Origin of the sequence: Halotia branconii CENA392 (assembly GCF_029953635.1) — a bacterium.
In the GTDB taxonomy this organism is placed as follows: Bacteria; Cyanobacteriota; Cyanobacteriia; order Cyanobacteriales; family Nostocaceae; genus Halotia; species Halotia branconii.
Genome location: NZ_CP124543.1, coordinates 3,718,174 through 3,736,410 on the forward strand (window position 1 = coordinate 3,718,174; position 18,237 = coordinate 3,736,410).

General features: G+C 40.3%; 16 protein-coding genes. 10 read left to right on the top strand and 6 right to left on the bottom strand.

All coding sequences use genetic code 11. The features are described 5' to 3' along the window. Window positions 1–54: 54 nt before the first annotated feature. From QI031_RS16270 to QI031_RS16290, 5 genes are all read left to right on the top strand, one after another. On the top strand, window positions 55–1,170 hold the full coding sequence (locus QI031_RS16270) for a type I restriction endonuclease (RefSeq protein ID WP_281480708.1): 1,116 nt from the start codon (window positions 55–57) through the stop codon (window positions 1,168–1,170). Between the two features lie 4 nt (window positions 1,171–1,174). After that, the gene (locus QI031_RS16275; protein ID WP_281480709.1) at window positions 1,175–1,312 is read left to right on the top strand and encodes a hypothetical protein; all 138 of its coding nucleotides are present in this window, start codon (window positions 1,175–1,177) and stop codon (window positions 1,310–1,312) included. A 31-nt stretch (window positions 1,313–1,343) separates the two neighbouring features. Beyond that, window positions 1,344–2,783, top strand: coding sequence for an NHLP bacteriocin system secretion protein (locus QI031_RS16280; protein WP_281480710.1), 1,440 nt, complete (start codon window positions 1,344–1,346; stop codon window positions 2,781–2,783). Between the two features lie 420 nt (window positions 2,784–3,203). Beyond that, a complete protein-coding gene (locus QI031_RS16285; RefSeq protein WP_281480711.1) occupies window positions 3,204–5,459 on the top strand; it encodes an NHLP family bacteriocin export ABC transporter peptidase/permease/ATPase subunit in 2,256 nt (751 codons plus the stop codon). A 123-nt stretch (window positions 5,460–5,582) separates the two neighbouring features. Next, window positions 5,583–6,818, top strand: a complete 1,236-nt coding sequence (locus tag QI031_RS16290; protein WP_281480712.1) for a sensor histidine kinase — start codon at window positions 5,583–5,585, stop codon at window positions 6,816–6,818. 100 nt (window positions 6,819–6,918) lie between these two features. Here QI031_RS16290 and QI031_RS16295 read toward each other — a convergent pair whose 3' ends face one another. From QI031_RS16295 to QI031_RS16305, 3 genes are all read right to left on the bottom strand, one after another. Beyond that, entirely contained in the window at window positions 6,919–7,152 is a 234-nt protein-coding gene (locus QI031_RS16295; RefSeq protein ID WP_425525972.1) for a DUF4351 domain-containing protein, read from the bottom strand. Between the two features lie 14 nt (window positions 7,153–7,166). Next, window positions 7,167–7,994, bottom strand: a complete 828-nt coding sequence (locus QI031_RS16300; protein ID WP_281480713.1) for a DUF4351 domain-containing protein — start codon at window positions 7,992–7,994, stop codon at window positions 7,167–7,169. An 86-nt stretch (window positions 7,995–8,080) separates the two neighbouring features. After that, window positions 8,081–8,944 (bottom strand): DUF4351 domain-containing protein, encoded by an 864-nt coding sequence (locus QI031_RS16305; protein ID WP_281480714.1) that lies wholly within the window; start codon window positions 8,942–8,944, stop codon window positions 8,081–8,083. Window positions 8,945–9,097: 153 nt separating this feature from the next. Here QI031_RS16305 and QI031_RS16310 point away from each other — a divergent pair, with 153 nt between their 5' ends. Further along, window positions 9,098–11,929 carry an NHLP bacteriocin export ABC transporter permease/ATPase subunit gene (locus QI031_RS16310; protein ID WP_281480715.1) on the top strand — a complete coding sequence of 944 codons (2,832 nt, stop codon included), beginning with the start codon at window positions 9,098–9,100 and terminating at the stop codon, window positions 11,927–11,929. Here the strand turns inward: QI031_RS16310 and QI031_RS16315 are convergent. Beyond that, complete coding sequence (locus QI031_RS16315) at window positions 11,926–14,271, bottom strand: response regulator (protein WP_281480716.1); 2,346 nt, start codon at window positions 14,269–14,271, stop codon at window positions 11,926–11,928. The two genes, QI031_RS16310 and QI031_RS16315, sit on opposite strands and share 4 nt — an antisense overlap. A gap of 17 nt (window positions 14,272–14,288) precedes the next feature. Beyond that, window positions 14,289–14,435: a hypothetical protein gene (locus QI031_RS16320; RefSeq protein WP_281480717.1), complete on the bottom strand. Its 147-nt coding sequence runs from the start codon at window positions 14,433–14,435 to the stop codon at window positions 14,289–14,291. Window positions 14,436–14,676: 241 nt separating this feature from the next. Here QI031_RS16320 and sbcD point away from each other — a divergent pair, with 241 nt between their 5' ends. From sbcD to QI031_RS16340, 4 genes are all read left to right on the top strand, one after another. Then, entirely contained in the window at window positions 14,677–15,930 is a 1,254-nt protein-coding gene (sbcD, locus tag QI031_RS16325; RefSeq protein ID WP_281480718.1) for an exonuclease subunit SbcD, read from the top strand. A gap of 107 nt (window positions 15,931–16,037) precedes the next feature. Continuing rightward, window positions 16,038–16,613: a hypothetical protein gene (locus QI031_RS16330; protein WP_281480719.1), complete on the top strand. Its 576-nt coding sequence runs from the start codon at window positions 16,038–16,040 to the stop codon at window positions 16,611–16,613. Window positions 16,614–16,625: 12 nt separating this feature from the next. Beyond that, window positions 16,626–17,006, top strand: coding sequence for a C6orf136 family protein (locus QI031_RS16335; RefSeq protein ID WP_281480720.1), 381 nt, complete (start codon window positions 16,626–16,628; stop codon window positions 17,004–17,006). Window positions 17,007–17,145: 139 nt separating this feature from the next. Continuing rightward, complete coding sequence (locus tag QI031_RS16340; protein ID WP_281480721.1) at window positions 17,146–17,838, top strand: Uma2 family endonuclease; 693 nt, start codon at window positions 17,146–17,148, stop codon at window positions 17,836–17,838. A 101-nt stretch (window positions 17,839–17,939) separates the two neighbouring features. On the opposite strand, the gene QI031_RS16345 is transcribed toward QI031_RS16340, so the two are convergent. Continuing rightward, on the bottom strand, window positions 17,940–18,131 hold the full coding sequence (locus QI031_RS16345; RefSeq protein ID WP_281486050.1) for a hypothetical protein: 192 nt from the start codon (window positions 18,129–18,131) through the stop codon (window positions 17,940–17,942). Window positions 18,132–18,237 lie beyond the last annotated feature (106 nt).

Consider the following 18,237-nt stretch of genomic DNA (forward strand, 5'->3'; position numbering starts at 1 on the left):
TTAATCACCTGTGCCATATTGGTAAAACCCAATACAAGTATGAGATAAAAAACTATGGATTTTATTGATGCGGTTAAAGATGTTGCCCAGCATATTGAAAAATTAAAAGACTCGGTACAGACAGAACAAGCTGCAAAAGCTGCTTTCGTTTTACCTTTAATTCAAGCTTTAGGATATAAGATTTTTGATACAACTGAAGTCTGTCCTGAATATATAGCTGCTACACCAGGCTTAAAAGGTGAAAAAGTTGATTATGCCATTTTAATAAATGGAGTCCCATCAATTTTAATAGAATGTAAATTTCATAAAAATGATTTAGCACATCCCAAAAATTCCTCACAATTATTCAAGTATTTTAGTGCAACACAAGCAAGATTTGCCGTGTTGACTAATGGAATCCATTATTGGTTCTATACGGATACAGAAAAAACTCACATTATGGATGAAAAACCTTTTTTTGAGTTTAATGTATTAGATTTCAATGAATCGTCAATAAATGAACTTAAAAAGTTCTCTAGGGAAGTATTTAACCCTGATGAAATGGCTAGTTGTGCAAGACAGCTTTTATATAAAAAGGAAATTAACCGATTAATCTCAGAACAGTTTACAAATCCTTCTCCTGATTTTGTTAAGCTTTTTGCTGCTCAGGTGTACAAAGGACACATGGTTGTATCAGTGGTAGAAAAATTTACTGAAATTTTCAAAGGTTGTCTTAAAGATTATATTAACGAGCGAATTAATGAAAAGATAAGATCTGCTATGGATATTGATATTTCTGATACAACAAAAACAGACGTACCAGACCCTGCTAAAGTCACAATCAATATCAACACTGAAGTTATTGATACTATTATAACTACAGCAGATGAGATGGAAAGCTTTTACATTATTAAATCCGTGTTGCGTGATGTTATCGAATTACCTCGTATTCAGTATAGAGATACAAAAAATTATTTCGGAGTTAACATTGACGGGAAAGCTAGCAAAACTATTTGTCGTTTATGGCTTAATTCGGAGAAAAAATATATTGGTTTTCTGGATATAAATAATAAAGAAGTTAAAACGCCAATTAACTCTTTAGACGAGATTTACAAATTTGCCAACATCTTAAAAGATAGGGCAATATTTCTAGCTAAAAATAAGGTAGAAGCAGAAGTAACTGAACAATAAAATTTTGATTAGGAATTTTTACCAGCGTTGGTGCAGCCTTTGGGTAGAGAAGCAAGGTATTGGTGATGAAGCAGTAAAAGCGATCGCTTCCCTTGTTTCTCCCCTAGTTCTCCCCGATCGCACTTTAATCTTGAAAGTCTAGATCCTAAGCGCCATCAGCAAAGAGGAGAACAATGCAACTCAAACATAGCCACATTTTCCGCCCAGAAGCGCTAGATCGCTTATCTTCACCAGAACAACTGGATCAAGCAATACAAGTTGTTAAACCTCAAGCTTGGTTAACCCTATCTACTTTAAGTTTTGTGGTTGCTGTGGCTGGTTTGTGGAGTGTGTTTGGTAGAATCCCCCTCACTGTCTCAGGTCAAGGTATATTGATTAAACCGCATCATGTTGTGGAATTTCAAGCACCCAGTTCTGGCCCATTACTAACTCTCAAGGTCAAGGCGGGGGATGTTATTAAACAAGGTGATATTTTAGGTATTATCGACCAATCAGCGCTGAAGCAGCAGTTGCAGCAAGAACAAGTCAAATTACAGCAACTACAAACCCAAAATCAAGAAACTGACAGACTCCAAAAGCTGCTAATTGACCAACAAATCATGACCCTTGGGCAGCAAAAACTGGATTTAGAAAATAATCTCCGCCGAGAACAAGATGCGCCAAAGTTACGCGATCAAACCCAAAGAGCGATCGCCCAAAAACGTCAAAGCATCAATTCCCGTAAGCAACAAATTAACTACTTACTACAAGCTTTACAAGCACGGGTTAATAACCGTCGTCGCCTCTTTGAGGAACATGTTATTAGTCAAGATATGCTGGTGCAAGCTGAACAGGAATATTTTAATACTCAAAGTGAACTTTCAGATATTGATGTGCAACTCAAGGATCTGGAAATTCAACAAACCACTACACAACGAGAATATCTAGAAAATCTCAACAAAATAGACGAAATTAAAACCAAAATTAAAGATATTAATACTCAAAATACTAAACTACGCGAACAAAATTTAAAGCAAGCGATCGCCAAAATAAATCAAATTCAAGAAGTCAAGCGGCGGATTGCCCAATTAGAACTGCAACTATCTCAAGAAAGTAGAATAATTAGTAAATATAACGGTCACATTCTCGAATTGAGTGCTGTCCCTGGACAAATGATGAATCCGGGTAGTCGCCTGGGGTCAATCGAAGCGGAAGAACCAAATTCTAAACTTGTCAGCTTGGTCTATTTTGCAAACAAAGATGGTAAGCAAATCAAGCCTGGGATGCCTGTACAAGTCACTCCTAGTTTTGCCAAGCGGGAGCGCGAAGGTGGAATTGTCGGAGTCATTACAAATATTTCTCCCTTCCCTGTAACTACAAAAGATATTACAGCGATCGTTGGTAATGGAGAAATAGCCGCCAGTTTTGCAGGTAAAGGTGAAGGACGGGTGCAAGCTTTTGTCAAACTACAAGAAAACCCCACTTCAGTTAGTGGCTACAAATGGTCATCTTCTGATGGTTCATCTCTAAAAATATCTTCTGGCACAACAACATCAGTTCAAGTCAAAGTTGGCGAAACAGCACCGATTTCTTATATTATTCCTATGCTTCGTTCTTGGACTGGGATTTATTAAATGGGCATTGGGCATTGGGCATCCCTTCGGCTTCGCTCAGGGCAAGTGGGCATAGGGCATTGGGCATGGGAGGTTAAAATCTGAGGGTTTACTTTCAGAAGTCCAACGTTAACCCTTGAAAGTCCAACGTTAACCCTTGAAACTTCAACGTTAACCCTTGAAAGTCCAACGTTAACCCTTGAAACTTCAACGTTAACCCTTGAAACTTCAACGTTAACCCTTGAAACTTCAACGTTAACCCTTGAAACTTCAACGTTAACCCTTGAAACTTCAACGTTAACCCTTGAAAGTCCAACGTTCGCTCTTGAAACTTCAACGTTTAAGTTCTAATCCCCATGCCCCATGCCATGCCCCGTGTCCCATGCCCCATACCCCATGCCCTATGCCCACTTGCCCTGAGCGAAGCCGAAGGGATGCCCCATGCCCATTAAACCGAAACGTGTCCATACTCCCAGACTTTTGCAAATGGAAGCAGTTGAATGTGGTGCGGCTGCTTTAGGAATTATTCTGAGCTATTATGGTCGAGTTGTGCCTTTGGCTAAATTGCGCGAAGATTGCGGTGTCTCGCGGGATGGAAGTAAAGCTTTTAATATCCTCAAAGCGGCGAAAACCTATGGACTAACTGCCAAAGGTTTAAAACAGTCCCTAGAACAAGTAATAAATCTTCAGCCTCCCTGTATTGTCTTTTGGAATTTTAACCACTTCCTTGTAGTGGAAGGATACAACAAAAAACGCGTTTATCTTAATGATCCCGCTGCTGGTCAAAGAACAGTTACCTGGGAAGAATTTGACCGCGCATACACTGGCGTTGTACTGGTGATGGAACCAGGAGCAGACTTTCTCAAAGGAGGGAAAAAAAATCATCTTGTCTCAGCCTTAACTACCCGCTTACAAAACTCATGGGGTACTATTTTGTTTTGTCTGCTGGCAGGGTTATTGCTGACGCTGCCTCGATTAGCAGTACCAGCTTTTGCTCAGGTATTCGTTGATGAAATTTTAATTCAAGACCGTCAACAATGGCTGCGACCTTTGCTGTTGGGAATGGCGATGACTGCCTTATTAAGGGCATTCCTAGCGAGACTGCGGCTGACTTATCTGCGGCGACTGATGGTGAAGTTATCAGTCAGTATGTCAGGACAGTTTCTTTGGCATATTTTGCGATTACCCGTTGGGTTTTATGCTCAACGCTTTGCTGGGGAAATCAGTAGTCGAGTGCAAATTAATGGCAAGGTTGCAGAGATACTTTCAGGGCGTTTGGCAACTACATTAATTGATGCAGTAATGATGGTGTTTTACCTGCTGATTATGATTCAGTATGATGTATTGCTGAGTGCGATCGCAGTTGGTTTTGCTGCTATTAATATTATTGCTCTAATACTTTTATCGCAAACTCGTGTTGATGCCAATATGCGGCTAGCTCAGGAACATGGTAAGGTTTCTGGGGTGGCGGTGAGTGGCATTCAAACCATAGAAACCGTTAAAGCTTCTGGGCTAGAGTCCGATTTATTTGCTCAGTTTGTCGGTTATTATGCCAAAGCACTCAACACTAAACAGAAATTAGGTTTACAAACTCAAATTCTCACTACATTACCAACGATTTTAACTGCCCTAACCACGGCTTTTATTTTACTAGTTGGTGGTTTACGGGTAATGAATGGAAATCTGAGTATTGGGATGCTGGTTGCCTACCAAAGTTTAACGCAAAGCTTTTTAGAACCAGTTAATAGCCTCGTCAATTTCGGCAGTACCTTACAAGATTTGGAAGCTGACTTAAACCGCCTTGACGACGTATTGCAAAATCCCATTGATTCGGAAGTGGAAGAGAGACAGGGAGCTGGGGAGGCAGGGGGAGCTGGGGAGGCAGGGGAGGCTGGGGAGGAGAGGAGCAGAGAGGAATTTATTGCAAGTCTTGACCATACCCCATGCCCCATGCCCCATGCCCCATACCCAACGGGACATGTTGAGTTACGAAATGTCACCTTTGGCTACAGCCGGGTACAACCTCCATTAATTGAGAATTTCAGCTTAGTTGTAAAGCCAGGGCAACGAATCGCACTTGTAGGGGGAAGTGGTTCAGGTAAGTCTACAATTGCCAAATTGATTTGCGGTCTTTATCAGCCGTGGGATGGGGAAATCTGCTTTGATGGTATAGTGCGATCGCAGATTAAACGCTCGGTTCTTGCAAGCTATTTGGCAATGGTGGAACAGGATATCTTTTTATTTGCCGGCACTGTGCGAGAAAACATCACTCTCTGGGATTTTACTGTGCCAGAAGCTGATTTGGTGCAGGCTTGCCAGGATGCAGCTATTCATGATGCGATCGCATCTATGCCTGGAAAGTATGACTTTGAGTTGATTGAGGGTGGCATGAATATTAGCGGTGGGCAACGCCAGCGTTTAGAAATTGCCCGCGCCCTGGTGAGAAATCCAGCAATATTGGTACTGGATGAGGCAACCAGCGCTCTGGATGCAGAAACGGAGTTGATTATTAATCGCAATTTACAACAGCGTGGTTGTTCCTGCATTGTAGTAGCCCATCGCCTCAGCACAATTCGCCACTGCGATGAAATTATTGTGTTGGAGCAAGGTAAAATCGTGCAGCGTGGTACCCACGAGGAATTGTGGCAGCAAGATGGAAGTTATGTCCGCTTACTTCATGCAGCACAGACAAAGTAGTACTAGTAAAAAGCTGATTCTGAGTTTAAATGTTTTTGACTATAGCTCCTATAACTAGGCGTAGATTATAGTAGAAATTTATGACTATCTTATAGTTTTTTACGTCTATTTTGGCTCAACACTATGTTAAATCATCCCATTATTCTGCCTTTAATTGTCACTTTGATTATTCTTGGAGCTTTGATAATGGGATTGTCCATTTTAAATACCCAAAAAATTCTCAAATTATTCAATAATAAATCAGATAGACTAAGTTGGCAAATCATGTTTTCACTCATGATTTTTTTTCTCGGCGGTTATATATTATGCATATATTTAATAACTTCGAGGTTAATTGAATGGATACCAATGCTCACTGGTATGGTTTTCTTTTTCGGAGCATTATTCGTTTTATTTAGCGTTACTATCTACTATCAAACATTACAACACCTGCTTCTAATACAAGATCAATACCGCATAGCCAAAGAAGATGCCGAATCAGCGTTGTTTAAATTACAAGAAACTCAGCAATCTCAAATGCAACTAATTCAACGCGAAACTATGCTGGCGTTGGGGAAAATGGTTGCTGGAGTTGCTCACGAAATTAATAATCCAGTCAGTTTTATTCATGGTAATTTAAAATATCTTTATCAATATACTGATGATTTACTAAACCTTCTAGCAACTTATGCCGCTGCATATCCAAATCCAGATGTTAAAATTGTCGAAGCTCTGGCTAACAGCGATCTAACGTTTATCCAGAAAGACTTACCAAACTTGCTAAACTCGATGCAGGTTGGCACAAGTCGTATTAGTGACATTGTAGAATCGCTCTCAAATTTTTCGCGTTTGAATGAAGCTAACTATAAAAAAGCGGATATTCACCAGGGTATTGATAGCACTCTTGTAATTTTGCAGCATCGACTGTACGGTGATGATAGTAATAATAAACCTATTTCAGTAATTAGAGAGTATGGGAAAGTTCCTCTTATTTTTTGTAATCCTCGATTTTTAAATCAGGTATTCCTAAATGTAATTAATAATGCTATTGATGCCTTGATTAAAAAGACAGTTATTTTCAGTCAAACTATAGATGAAAAACCAACTATTTGGATTAGTACATTTCACACTCAAGACAATCAAATCACTATCTTAATTGCTGATAATGGTTGTGGTATGAGCGAAGAGATTTGCCAGAGCATTTTCCAGCCCTTTTTTACTACTAAGACTGTTGGAGAAGGAACTGGTTTGGGTTTGTCTATTAGCCATCAAATTATCGTTGAGCAGCACGGTGGTTCTATTACATGTACTTCTATTGCTAACCAGGGAACTCAAATCGATATTAGACTTCCGATTAAACAAGTAGAAAATAGCAATTAGGGCAGCCTATTCTACAAAATCAAAGATTAAGTGTCTACGAGCCAAAACTTTTCACACTTCCAAAGCGATCGCACTCAAGTTAGTGTTACTCCAAGCTACTTTATTTATCGATATTCTGTTCAAGCCAAGCAACTAAATCAGATACATCGGCAAAATCTAAAAACTCCTCTCCTAATACTTCTAACTGTTCGGTAGATAAAACCCTCAGACGCTCAATTATTGATGCATCTATTTCTCCAAATCGCCGATTTAATTGACGCTGTAAAAAACGCAGGGCTTCTTTTTGTTCTCCCTTGAGTAAAATATCCTGATAAATAACTGACTCTTGCATCATATCCTCGCTCAGTTTTATTTATTAATATTCTGTTCAAGCCAAGCAACTAAATCAGATACATTGGCAAAATCTAAAAACTCCTCTCCTAATATTTCTAACTGTTCGGTAGATAAAACCCTCAGACGCTCAATTATTGATGAATCTATTTCTCCAAATCGCCGACTCAAAAGGCGCTGTAAAAAACGCAGGGCTTCTTTTTGTTCTCCCTTGAGTAAAATATCCTGATAAATAACTGACTCTTGCATCATATCCTCGCTCAGTAGTTGACGAATCAAATCTTTTTCAAACCTCAACCCTGCTAATATCTCTGTATAAGCTGCTGTATTTTGTCTAATCCCGATATCTGGAATTTTAGCAATTTCCCCTGCCACCTGAGATAATAATACCTGGGCTGAATCTGTTCTTGTCAAAGGTGCTAGCGGTAATAGTGCCAAATTACTCAAAAAGAAATTTGAATCTTGTTCCCACATCCGTATGACTCGATATCGATGATTTGTAACTTCGCTGATGTATTCTTCAGTAAAAGCAATTTCATCTGTTGTTTCTTGCAAGAAAATTACCACCTGTGTCACCGACACTTGATATTTTCGCGTCAGTCTGACGTAATAATCCAACATTCGTAGAGCAATTGGTGTCTTGGATTGAATCGTAGTTTGAAATTCTAGGTGTAAGATGCGATTTTCGGTTTGGAGAAATGTCACCGAATCAGCGCGTATCGGTTCGATACTCAATTCAGTTTTTAAAATGGTAATTTGTTGCGGTTGTTGATTTAATAACCAACGGGCAAAATCAAAAGGATATGTTTGTGCAAGGATTTTACACAGGTTGTCATATTCTGCCATTGCTAAAAGTTATACCTGGTTTGACTGGGCTGATTGCCACAAACTATCAAGCGATCGCACTCAAGTTAGTATTACTCCAAACTACTTTATTTGTTGATATTCTGCTCAAGCCAAGCAACTAAATCAGATACATTGGCAAAATCTAAAAACTCCTCTCCTAATACTTCTAACTGTTCAGTAGATAAAACCCTCAGACGCTCAATTATTGATGAATCTATTTCTCCAAATCGCCGATTTAACTGACGCTGTAAAAAACGCAAGGCTTCCCTTTGTTCTCCTTTTTTTTCTCCTTTTTGTTCTCCTTGTCTCTCTCCCTTGAGCAAAATATCCTGATAAATAACTGACTCTTGCATCATATCCTCGCTCAGTAGTTGATGAATCAAATCTTTCTCAAACCTCAACCCTGCTAATATCTCTGTATAAGCTGCTGTATTTTGTCTAATCCCGATATCTGGAATTTTAGCAATTTCCTCTGCCACCTGAGATAATAATACCTGGGCTGAATCTGTTCTTGTCAAAGGTGCTAGTGGTAATAGTGCCAAATTATTCAAAAAGAAATTTGAATCTTGTTCCCACATCCGTATGACTCGATATCGGTGAGTGGTAACTTCGCTGACGTATTCTTCAGTCCAAGCAATTTCATCTGTTGTTTCTTGCAAGAAAATCACCACCTGTGTCACTGGTACTTGATATTTCCGTGTGAGTCTGACGTAATAATCCAGCATTCGTAGAGCAATTGGTGTTTTGGATTGAATCGTAGTTTGAAATTCTAGGTGTAAGATGCGATTTTCGGTTTGGAGAAATATCACCGAATCAGCGCGTATCGGTTCGATACTCAATTCAGTTTTTAAAATGGTAATTTGTTGCGGTTGTTGATTTAATAACCAACGGGCAAAATCAAAAGGATATGTTTGTGCAAGGATTTTACACAGGTTGTCATATTCTGCCATTGCTAAAAGTTATACCTGGTTTGATTGGGCTGATTGCCACAAGCTATCAAAGGCAATATACCAGAAGCGATCGCTATGCCAAAATAATCACAATCAAGGGGCATCTTAGCCTCAAAGAAACATTCCATTCGTTGAGCAGTGAATAGCCCGCAAGTGAATCCTTCTTCTAAAATCTCCTCTGTTCAAGCAAATGAACCAGTACTGTTAAACAATCCAGAAACATTCTGGATAGTGCAGTCTGGAACATTGGCGGTGTTTGCCACTCAAGTTAAAAATGCTTCACTTGAAAAACATCGCCACTATCTATTTCATGTCGGCGCTGGTGAGGCATTGTTTAGTACATCTGGGGAATGGGGATTTGTGGTAGTAGCAATAGCACCCACAAAATTATGTCAGATGTCAATGGCTGATTTGGAATCAGTCGCACTTTTGGAAGGTTGGATATATCATTTAGGGCAATTTCTTAGCGCCCAGCAAACTATTTTAACAACGCCATTGAGCCAAGTGTCGGTATTTGAGCGCGATTTTTCGTTATCGCCTGGTGAAACACTACAGCAAACAACACTTGTATGGGTGAAGTTACAGCAAGGTAGTACTCGTTGGATGGGAATTGCTGAATTAACGATTAATTCCACTTCGCCAGTGTTTCCGCTGACGCCTGCCATGTGGCTAGAGGCAGACAATGCGGTTACTGGACAGATATTGCCAACGACAGATTTAGAAAATTCTGAGGAACTCTTGGCAGGTTTGGCCAGGCTGCATACTTATTTCTTTCACTACTTTAGTTTGCTGGCGAACAAAGAAGCAGAATTTCGGCAGTTTCAGGAACGCGAGCAATTTAATCAGCAAGTAATAGAGGCAGCACTTTCTGATTTGGCAGCAGTTTTGCAGCCACAGCAGGAGGCGGTTTTCTTTCAGGAAGGGTCGCCATTACTGGTAGCAGTTGGGGCAGTCGGGCGATCGCTAGGAATAGAAATTCGTCCACCAATAGAGGATTTAAATTCTATTAAAGACCCGATCGCGGCGATCGCTAGAGCCTCACAAATTCGGATTCGGCGGATAACTTTAACAAATGATTGGTGGCAACAAGATCTAGGGCCTTTGTTAGCTTACACCCAGTTAGAAAACCACCCAGTAGCTTTATTACCCACGGAAAATCAAAGTTATCTCGTATTTGACCCCACAGCACAAACTCGCACACCCCTCAATGCTTCAGTAGCCAAAACACTGAAAGATGTAGCTTATGTTTTGTATCGACCGTTACCCAAGGTTGTGAACAATGCCATTGAGCTACTTCAATTTGGGGTGAAGGGCTACGAAAAAGACATGATTAATATTGCGATCGTGGGGATAATGGGGACGTTGCTGGGAATGATTGCACCCCAGGCAACCATAATTTTAATCAACAGTGCTATTCCTGATAGCGATCGCGCCTTACTGTGGCAGATAGGATTGGTATTGTTAGCAGCAGCTTTTGGGCAGTTAGCTTTTCAGATTGCCCAAGGCATTATCACCCTACGAGTTGAAAGTGCTACTGATAGCGCCTTGCAGCCAGCCATCTGGGATCGACTGCTGAGATTAAGTCCCGGTTTTTTTCGTCAATATGCTTCTGGAGATTTGGTCAACCGTGTGATGGCGGTGAGACAAATTCATGAAAAACTCAGTGGTGCGACTCAAAGAACTTTGTTGAGTGGAGTTTTTGCTTTATTCAACTTAGCACTGATGTTTGTTTACAGTTGGCAACTAGCTCTTGTGGGGGTGAGTTTAGCAATTGCTGCTGCTGTGGTAACGGCTGTTTCCAACTTCCTTTTAGTTAGAAAATCACAAAAACAGCAAGAACTAGATGGTGCAATCCAAGGACTGACTGTGCAACTGATTAATGGTGTTGCCAAGCTGCGGGTAGCAATGGCAGAAGAACGAGCATTCGCAGCTTGGGCAAAAAAGTACAGTCAACAAATCCGTTTAAAGGCGAGTTGGCAACAAGTAAAAGACGGCGTTTCTATATTTAACGAAGCACTGCCTTTAATTAGTACTTTGCTGCTGTTTGGGTTTGTGATGTTGGTAATGCAGACAAAGTTAAATCTTGGGACATTCGTTGCTTTTAACTATGCTTTAGCAATTTTTATTAAGGGAGTGATTGACTTGAGCAATACTGTAACCGACATCTTGGGTATTCTACCAATTTGGGAACGGGCTAAACCAATTTGGCGATCGCAACCAGAATCAGACTCAACTAAAGCAAATCCTGGTGAGTTAAGCGGTCGTATCGCCCTAAATTGTGTCAGCTTTCGCTACTCGGAAAATAAAAATTTAATTCTTAACGATGTCAGCCTTCATGCCGAACCAGGAGAATTTATCGCAATCGTTGGCCCTTCAGGAAGCGGAAAATCAACAATATTGCGGTTGTTATTGGGGTTTGAAACTCCATTAACAGGCAGCGTCTTCTATGATGGCAAAGACTTAACAGAGTTAGATATTCAGGCTGTGCGAAGACAGTTAGGAGTGGTGCTACAAAACGGTAAAATCGGCACAGGCTCAATTTTTCAGAATATTACTGCTAGAGCCTTGGTAACGCAAGAACAAGCTTGGGAAGCGGCACGAATGGCAGGCTTGGCTAGCGACATTGAGCAAATGCCAATGGGAATGCATACCATAATTAGCGAGGGAGGGACTAATCTTTCTGGTGGACAACGACAAAGATTATTAATTGCGCGATCGCTTGTTTCCCAGCCGAAAATTATTTTGATGGATGAGGCAACTAGTGCTTTAGACAACCGTACCCAAGCAATTGTGACTGCAAGTTTAGCAAAGTTAAATGCTACTAGAGTGGTAATTGCCCATCGCCTCAGTACGATTCGTCATGCCGATCGCATCTATGTTATTGATGCTGGTCATGTTGTACAAGTAGGTAATTTTTCGGAACTGATTGCCCAATCAGGGTTATTTGCCAGACTGGTAGCCCAACAGTTAGAAGGCGAACTTTAGTTATGCTTGAGCATGGAATTAGCAACTTGGTATAAAGATTGTAGCTTCAACCCATCATGAGGATACTCAACTACAGCATAATTGCAGGTTGCCTGGAAGCGATCGCCATTGAAAGCTGTAAATACTTGTTGGCGGAGCTTGGTTAAAATTTCACTCAGGCGATGTTGAACAATCAGCCGTTCTGTTTCAGAAAACCCAGAAACTCCTACTACAAATTCTCCGTTACCCCAATAGCCCAATATTTCACCATTGTAAAAGACCGATTGCAATAGACGACTCCATCGTTGCAATACTTGATTACCAGCCTCATGACTGTGCTGAATATTAATTTGGCGTAAATCACTGATACTCAAGATCATCAAGTAAACCGATTGCTGATTTTTCTCGGCTTGAGTAATCAGGTGTTGTAAGTCACGGCTAGATTGGAACTGATTTGCTAGTCCCGTTAAAGAGTCTTTGGTAGAGAGCGATTGGAGTAGGCGACTGCGTTCAAGGCGATGGGTAATCCTTGCTAACAGTTCTGCCCCTACAACAGGTTTCACTACATAATCATCTCCCCCAGCAGCAAATACCTGCTGCACCGTTTCCATCTCCCGATGAGCTGTCAGAAATACAATTGGCAATTCCTGCCATTGGGGATCTGTGCGGACTGCCTGGCAAAGTTCCATACCATTGATGTGGGGCATTTCCACATCCAAAATCAACAAATCTGGTGCAGTAGCTTGTAATACTTCCCAGAAACGTAGAGGATCGTCCAAGCCAGTGATACGCATTCCCCAAGGTTCTAACATTGGGGCTAGTGCCGCTAAAATCAGTGGATCATCATCAACTACTAATATATTTACTGTTAAAGAACGGGTAAACTGCAATATTTGAGATGCAGTTTCTCCGATTTGAATTGCTGTCACAGGCTTAACAAGAAAACCCCGCGCCCCAGACTGAGCCAAAGTCACGCGATCTATTAGCTGATCAGTGATAGCCAGGATTAGAACAGGTACAGGAGGAGTACGTGTTGCTAAATTTAACATTAGTGCCAAACTTTCCTCTCGCTGCCCTATTTCATCTACATTTAGTACTACTAAATCTGGTGAGTTGGTTTGCAAGAAGTTTCTTGCATTTTCTAGCGTTGTTATTTGTTGCCAGCGCATTTCTGTAGGAGAATATGCTAATTGTTGCAACTGTGAACCCAGCTGTAAATCAGGGTCTATTAACAGTAAATTGGGACTAATCTCTTCCTCTATCAAGGTAGCAGTTTGATTAACTACCTTTTGTGACATTAGATTTAATAAATTGCCTAACTCTTGTATTAGCGATATCAGTTGGCGTTTTTGTGCTGGTAACAGCTCTCTATCTTTATCTAAAGTTTGTTCGATTTCCCGCGCTATTTGAGTGCCTGTTTCTTGTTCAAACATTCCCAAAACACCAGCTAGCTTGTGCGCTTCACGTTCTGCCGATTTACGTAACTCTATAGTTAGTGTGCCGCTAGATAGTGCTTTAGCTGCTTGTTGCAGTACCTCCATTCGCTGTGTCATTAGCCCTTGGTATTGATTCCACAACCCGCTCATTGCTTGGTTAAATTGCTGTTCAACGGATGGGGAAGTATCGGATATTAAGGAATTTTGCTTTGGATTTTTTTGAATTATTTTTTCGCTATTTCTACTACTAGTAACTTTTTGGGAGTTTAAGCGATATCCCAAACCATAAACGTTTTCAATCCAGTCTACGGCTCCAACTACTTTTAACTTGTGTCGCAACCACTTAATATGAGACTTAACGGTTTCCTCTTGGGGTGGATCGTCAAAAGTCCAGAGATGTTCGATAATATCTCCGCGACTAAAAACCCGCAATGGATTTCGCAGTAATAACTCTAGCAGACCATATTCTTTGGGTGTTAAATCCAGAACTTGATTATCGTATGTTACCTTGCAAATACTTGGATCTAACCGCAATGCCCCAACTTCTAGCACTGGAGGACGAGGAGTATCGCCGCGACGTAACAAAGCGCGTACCCTTGCTTGGAGTTCTCCCAAATTTAAAGGTTTAATGAGATAATCATCTGCTCCAGCATCGAGTCCACGAATGCGATCATTAGTTTCATCTTTTGCTGTGATCAACAAAATAGGAGTGGAACAGCGACTAGAACGTAAGCGCTGACACAAAGTAATGCCATCGAGTTTCGGCAGTCCAACATCTGTTAATATCAGGTCGTAGTTTGTACCTTGGGCATATTCCCAGCCAATTTGTCCATCTTGTGCAATTTCAACAGCATAGTGGTGTTGGGTAAGAGACTGTAACAAAGCACTCGCTAAAACTTCGTCATCTTCGATCAGCAAGATTTTCATCTGAACCTATCCTACTATTAGTCTGTCACAGCGGCTTTGGCGCTTGATGGGGAGCCGTTTTCACCAACTTTTTCGCGTACTGCGGTGATGGGGTATGTTGATGTGTCTTCATGAGAAACATGTCTGAGGATAAGGGTATCATTATTGACATCTTCAACTATCAAAGCAGGGTCTTTATCAGCGTCATCTTTGAGTTTTACGCGATCGCATTCAAGAATTATTCGACCAACTTACAATTGATCAGGTAATTTCTGTCTTTTCTTATAACTTTATTCTAGAAGCTCTATTCTATGCAGCTTCACATTAAATTGGTATTAAAAGCCATATTATTGTATTACACGCAAGCGATCGCCATTATAGTCATTAATATAAATAACGAATGAATAATCGTTACTAACTAAAATTATGATTAAAATCCTCCACCTCTCCGATATCCACATGGGAAGTAGTTTCTCTCATGGACGAGTCAATCCAGCCACAGGCTTAAATACACGGTTAGAGGATTTTGTCAATACCCTATCTCAATGCATTGACCGAGCGCTAGCAGATGGGGTGGATTTAGTAATATTTGGCGGTGATGCTTTTCCTGATGCCACTCCGCCGCCGTATGTACAAGAAGCCTTTGCTAGTCAGTTTCGCCGCCTCGTAGATGCTGACATTCCTACAGTGCTATTGGTAGGCAACCACGACCAACATTCCCAAGGACAGGGAGGAGCAAGTTTAAATATTTACCGCACCCTAGGAGTACCAGGGTTTGTTGTAGGTGATACGTTAACTACTCACTGTATATCTACTCGCAATGGCAGCGTCCAAGTGATCACTTTACCTTGGTTGACTCGCTCAACACTAATGACTCGCCAAGAAACAGAAGGTTTGTCTTTATCAGAAGTCAATCAACTATTAACAGAACGGCTGCAAGTGGTTTTAGAGGGAGAAATTCGTCGTCTTGACCCAGATGTACCAACAATTCTTTTGGCTCATTTAATGGCTGATAATGCTACCTTGGGAGCCGAACGTTTCTTGGCAGTTGGTAAAGGCTTTACTTTACCTTTGTCTTTGCTGACACGACCTTGTTTTGATTATGTCGCCTTGGGACACGTCCACCGCCATCAAAATTTGAATAAATCCAACAACCCGCCGGTGATTTATCCAGGGAGTATTGAGCGAGTAGATTTTAGTGAAGAAAAAGAAGACAAAGGCTATGTAATGATCACACTGGAAGGGAAACAAGTTGATTGGGAATTTTGTCCTTTGCCAGTTCGGACTTTCTGCACAATCGAGGTGGATATCTCCAAAGCCGACGATCCTCAAGCTGCATTAATCAAAGCGATCGCTAAACATGATATTCAAGATGCTGTAGTGCGATTAATTTATAAGCTTCGCTCAGAACAGATCGATATAATTGATAGCGCCTCTTTACATACTGCCTTAAGTCCAGCCCACACCTATACTATTCAAGCAGAATTAGTTAGTCAGTTAGCTCGGCCCCGTATTCCCGAATTAAGCGCTAGTAGTAGTATTGACCCAATGGAAGCTTTAAAAACCTACTTAAATAACCGCGAAGATCTCAAAGACATAGCATCATCAATGTTAGAAGCAGCACAAAAGTTATTAGCTGATGATGTGGAAGTTTGGCTAGAAGCAGCAACTAATGAGTAGGATAGATATAGTTTTTGTCAGGTGATTTAGAACATCAACTAATCATAAAACCCTGACATCAAAAGACTTTCAAGCTTATCTCCTGTTCCCTGTTCCCTATTATAATAATGACACCTGAAGAAATTGCGGCTACGCTGACAGAATTATTTGAGCCAACAGATGTACAAGCGATCGCTCCTACCTCTTGGCAAGTAGATACTGCTAATTTTCGCTTATTGGTACTACTATCTGAAGATCATGCTTGGCTACGAATTTTACTACCAATTGCCCCAATTCAAGAAGCTCAGGAATTTTTAGCACAGTTTTTAGAAGCTAATTTTGATGAAACTCAAGAAGTCCGCTACGCTTTCCATGAAGGGGTAATTTGGGGAGTGTTCTATCACAATACTATCACTTTAGTAAGTGCAGATTTTAAGAGTGCGATCGCTCGACTAATATCTTTACATGAAGCTGGTTTAAATAATGTCTTTAACCAATTAATTGAAAGCCGCATCCGGCAAATTATCCAGGTTGCAAAACAGCAGGGACAATCACTTTCAGCTACTATGCAAACTTTAGAACGCTTTTATGCAGAAGGATTGATGGGGGAAATCAATCAAACATCAGCAGCGCGAGAAGAAGTACTAGCAGCTTGGCAACGTCAGTTAGAACGCCTCTGGAGTGAGGTAGATTTAAATCCCTAAAAGGCAATCATTATGGATATTATTGAAATCCTCAAACAAGACTATCAAAGATTTCCAGCTAATCAAACATATAGCATTTATTCAGAAGATGTTTATTTTCAAGATCCATTAAATAAATTTAACGGCGTTGAACGTTACAAAACGATGATTAAGTTTATCCAAACTTGGTTTATCGATCCCCAAATGGATTTGCACGATATCAAACTTTTGGGAAACACAATTAAAACTGAGTGGACACTGAGTTGGAATACTCCTTTACCTTGGAAACCACGCATTTCTATCCCTGGTTGGAGTGAGTTAGGTCTAAATTCTGATAGTTTGATTATTTCCCATATTGATTATTGGAAATGTTCGCGCCTAGATGTGTTGAAACAGAATATATTTCCTTTCTAGCAACACACCTTGAGCTTACAAAAGTTGTGGCAACACTAAAGAAATTAATCACAGCCAAAAACTTGTAACATCAGGTCGGGATTTGCTTTTTTCGGTAAAATTTAGTCATGTCAGTAATTCGCCATCACCCTTAAAAATTATGATATCTGCTGACACAACTTCTGAACTGTTGACAATTCCGCCTTTAGAAAACGGCGACAAACTCACCCGCCAAGACTTTGAGCGGCGTTATCGCGCTATGCCTCATCTAAAGAAAGCAGAATTGATTGCAGGAACTGTTTACGTAGCATCACCCTTGAGAATCAAAAGTCATGGAGAACCCCATGCTTATATTATGACTTGGCTAGGAGTTTACAAAGCAGCAACCCCAGGCGTAGGCTTAGCAGATAATACTACAGTTATCATCGATGCCGATAACGAACCACAACCGGATGCGATACTGAGAATAGAACAAGGTGGACAATCAACGATTAGCAAAGATGATTATGTTGAAGGTGCGCCAGAATTAATTGTAGAAATTGCCGCTTCTAGTGCTTCATACGATTTGCATGAAAAACTAAAAGTATATCGTCGTAATCAAGTCCAAGAATATTTAGTTTGGCGAGTTTATGATCGTCAATTTGATTGGTTTAGGTTAAACGAAGGAGAGTATATCCAACTTGAGCCGAACACAGGTGATATTATTTGTTCGCAAGTATTTCCTGGGTTATGGTTAGCAAAATCGGCTTTATTATCAGGAAACTTAGCTAAAGTATTAGCCATTTTAAATCAAGGATTATCTACATCAGAACATCAAAGTTTTGTAGAAAAATTACCTACTACGATTGTGTAGTTGGCATTTGATCGCTCAAGTGCCAACTACGAGCTTAATATATTAGTATACAAAACCAAGCAATTTCTTAATTCAAATGTCTACCAAAGTAACAACAACTTCTAACCTTTCAACGCCTTTCTAAAGTTTTGACGATAAGATTTATTACTAATAAATAAAGCTGGCCATAACAAAGACAAGCCAAGACGGTTAGATATACTAGGAGTAAAATTAGTTCGTCTAAAACCAGTCCAGAATTTCCAAACACCACCTATATAAACTACTATTAAACCAAAAGTAATTAAACTACCCATTCTCATCAACTCCGCTAGTAACTGATAAAATTTGATTTCAGCATTGATGGTATTGATTAAAACCATCAGTCTTTGACATCTAAGTCACTTGATGATAAATTCTCTT

Coding starts and splice junctions, on each gene's coding strand:
- QI031_RS16270 (WP_281480708.1), top strand. CDS start 55: ATGGATTTTATTGATGCGGTTAAAGATGTTGCCCAGCATATTGAAAAA.
- QI031_RS16280 (WP_281480710.1), top strand. CDS start 1,344: ATGCAACTCAAACATAGCCACATTTTCCGCCCAGAAGCGCTAGATCGC.
- QI031_RS16285 (WP_281480711.1), top strand. CDS start 3,204: ATGCCCATTAAACCGAAACGTGTCCATACTCCCAGACTTTTGCAAATG.
- QI031_RS16290 (WP_281480712.1), top strand. CDS start 5,583: ATGTTAAATCATCCCATTATTCTGCCTTTAATTGTCACTTTGATTATT.
- QI031_RS16295 (WP_425525972.1), bottom strand. CDS start 7,152: ATGATGCAAGAGTCAGTTATTTATCAGGATATTTTACTCAAGGGAGAA.
- QI031_RS16300 (WP_281480713.1), bottom strand. CDS start 7,994: ATGGCAGAATATGACAACCTGTGTAAAATCCTTGCACAAACATATCCT.
- QI031_RS16305 (WP_281480714.1), bottom strand. CDS start 8,944: ATGGCAGAATATGACAACCTGTGTAAAATCCTTGCACAAACATATCCT.
- QI031_RS16315 (WP_281480716.1), bottom strand. CDS start 14,271: ATGAAAATCTTGCTGATCGAAGATGACGAAGTTTTAGCGAGTGCTTTG.
- sbcD (WP_281480718.1), top strand. CDS start 14,677: ATGATTAAAATCCTCCACCTCTCCGATATCCACATGGGAAGTAGTTTC.
- QI031_RS16330 (WP_281480719.1), top strand. CDS start 16,038: ATGACACCTGAAGAAATTGCGGCTACGCTGACAGAATTATTTGAGCCA.
- QI031_RS16335 (WP_281480720.1), top strand. CDS start 16,626: ATGGATATTATTGAAATCCTCAAACAAGACTATCAAAGATTTCCAGCT.
- QI031_RS16340 (WP_281480721.1), top strand. CDS start 17,146: ATGATATCTGCTGACACAACTTCTGAACTGTTGACAATTCCGCCTTTA.
- QI031_RS16345 (WP_281486050.1), bottom strand. CDS start 18,131: ATGGGTAGTTTAATTACTTTTGGTTTAATAGTAGTTTATATAGGTGGT.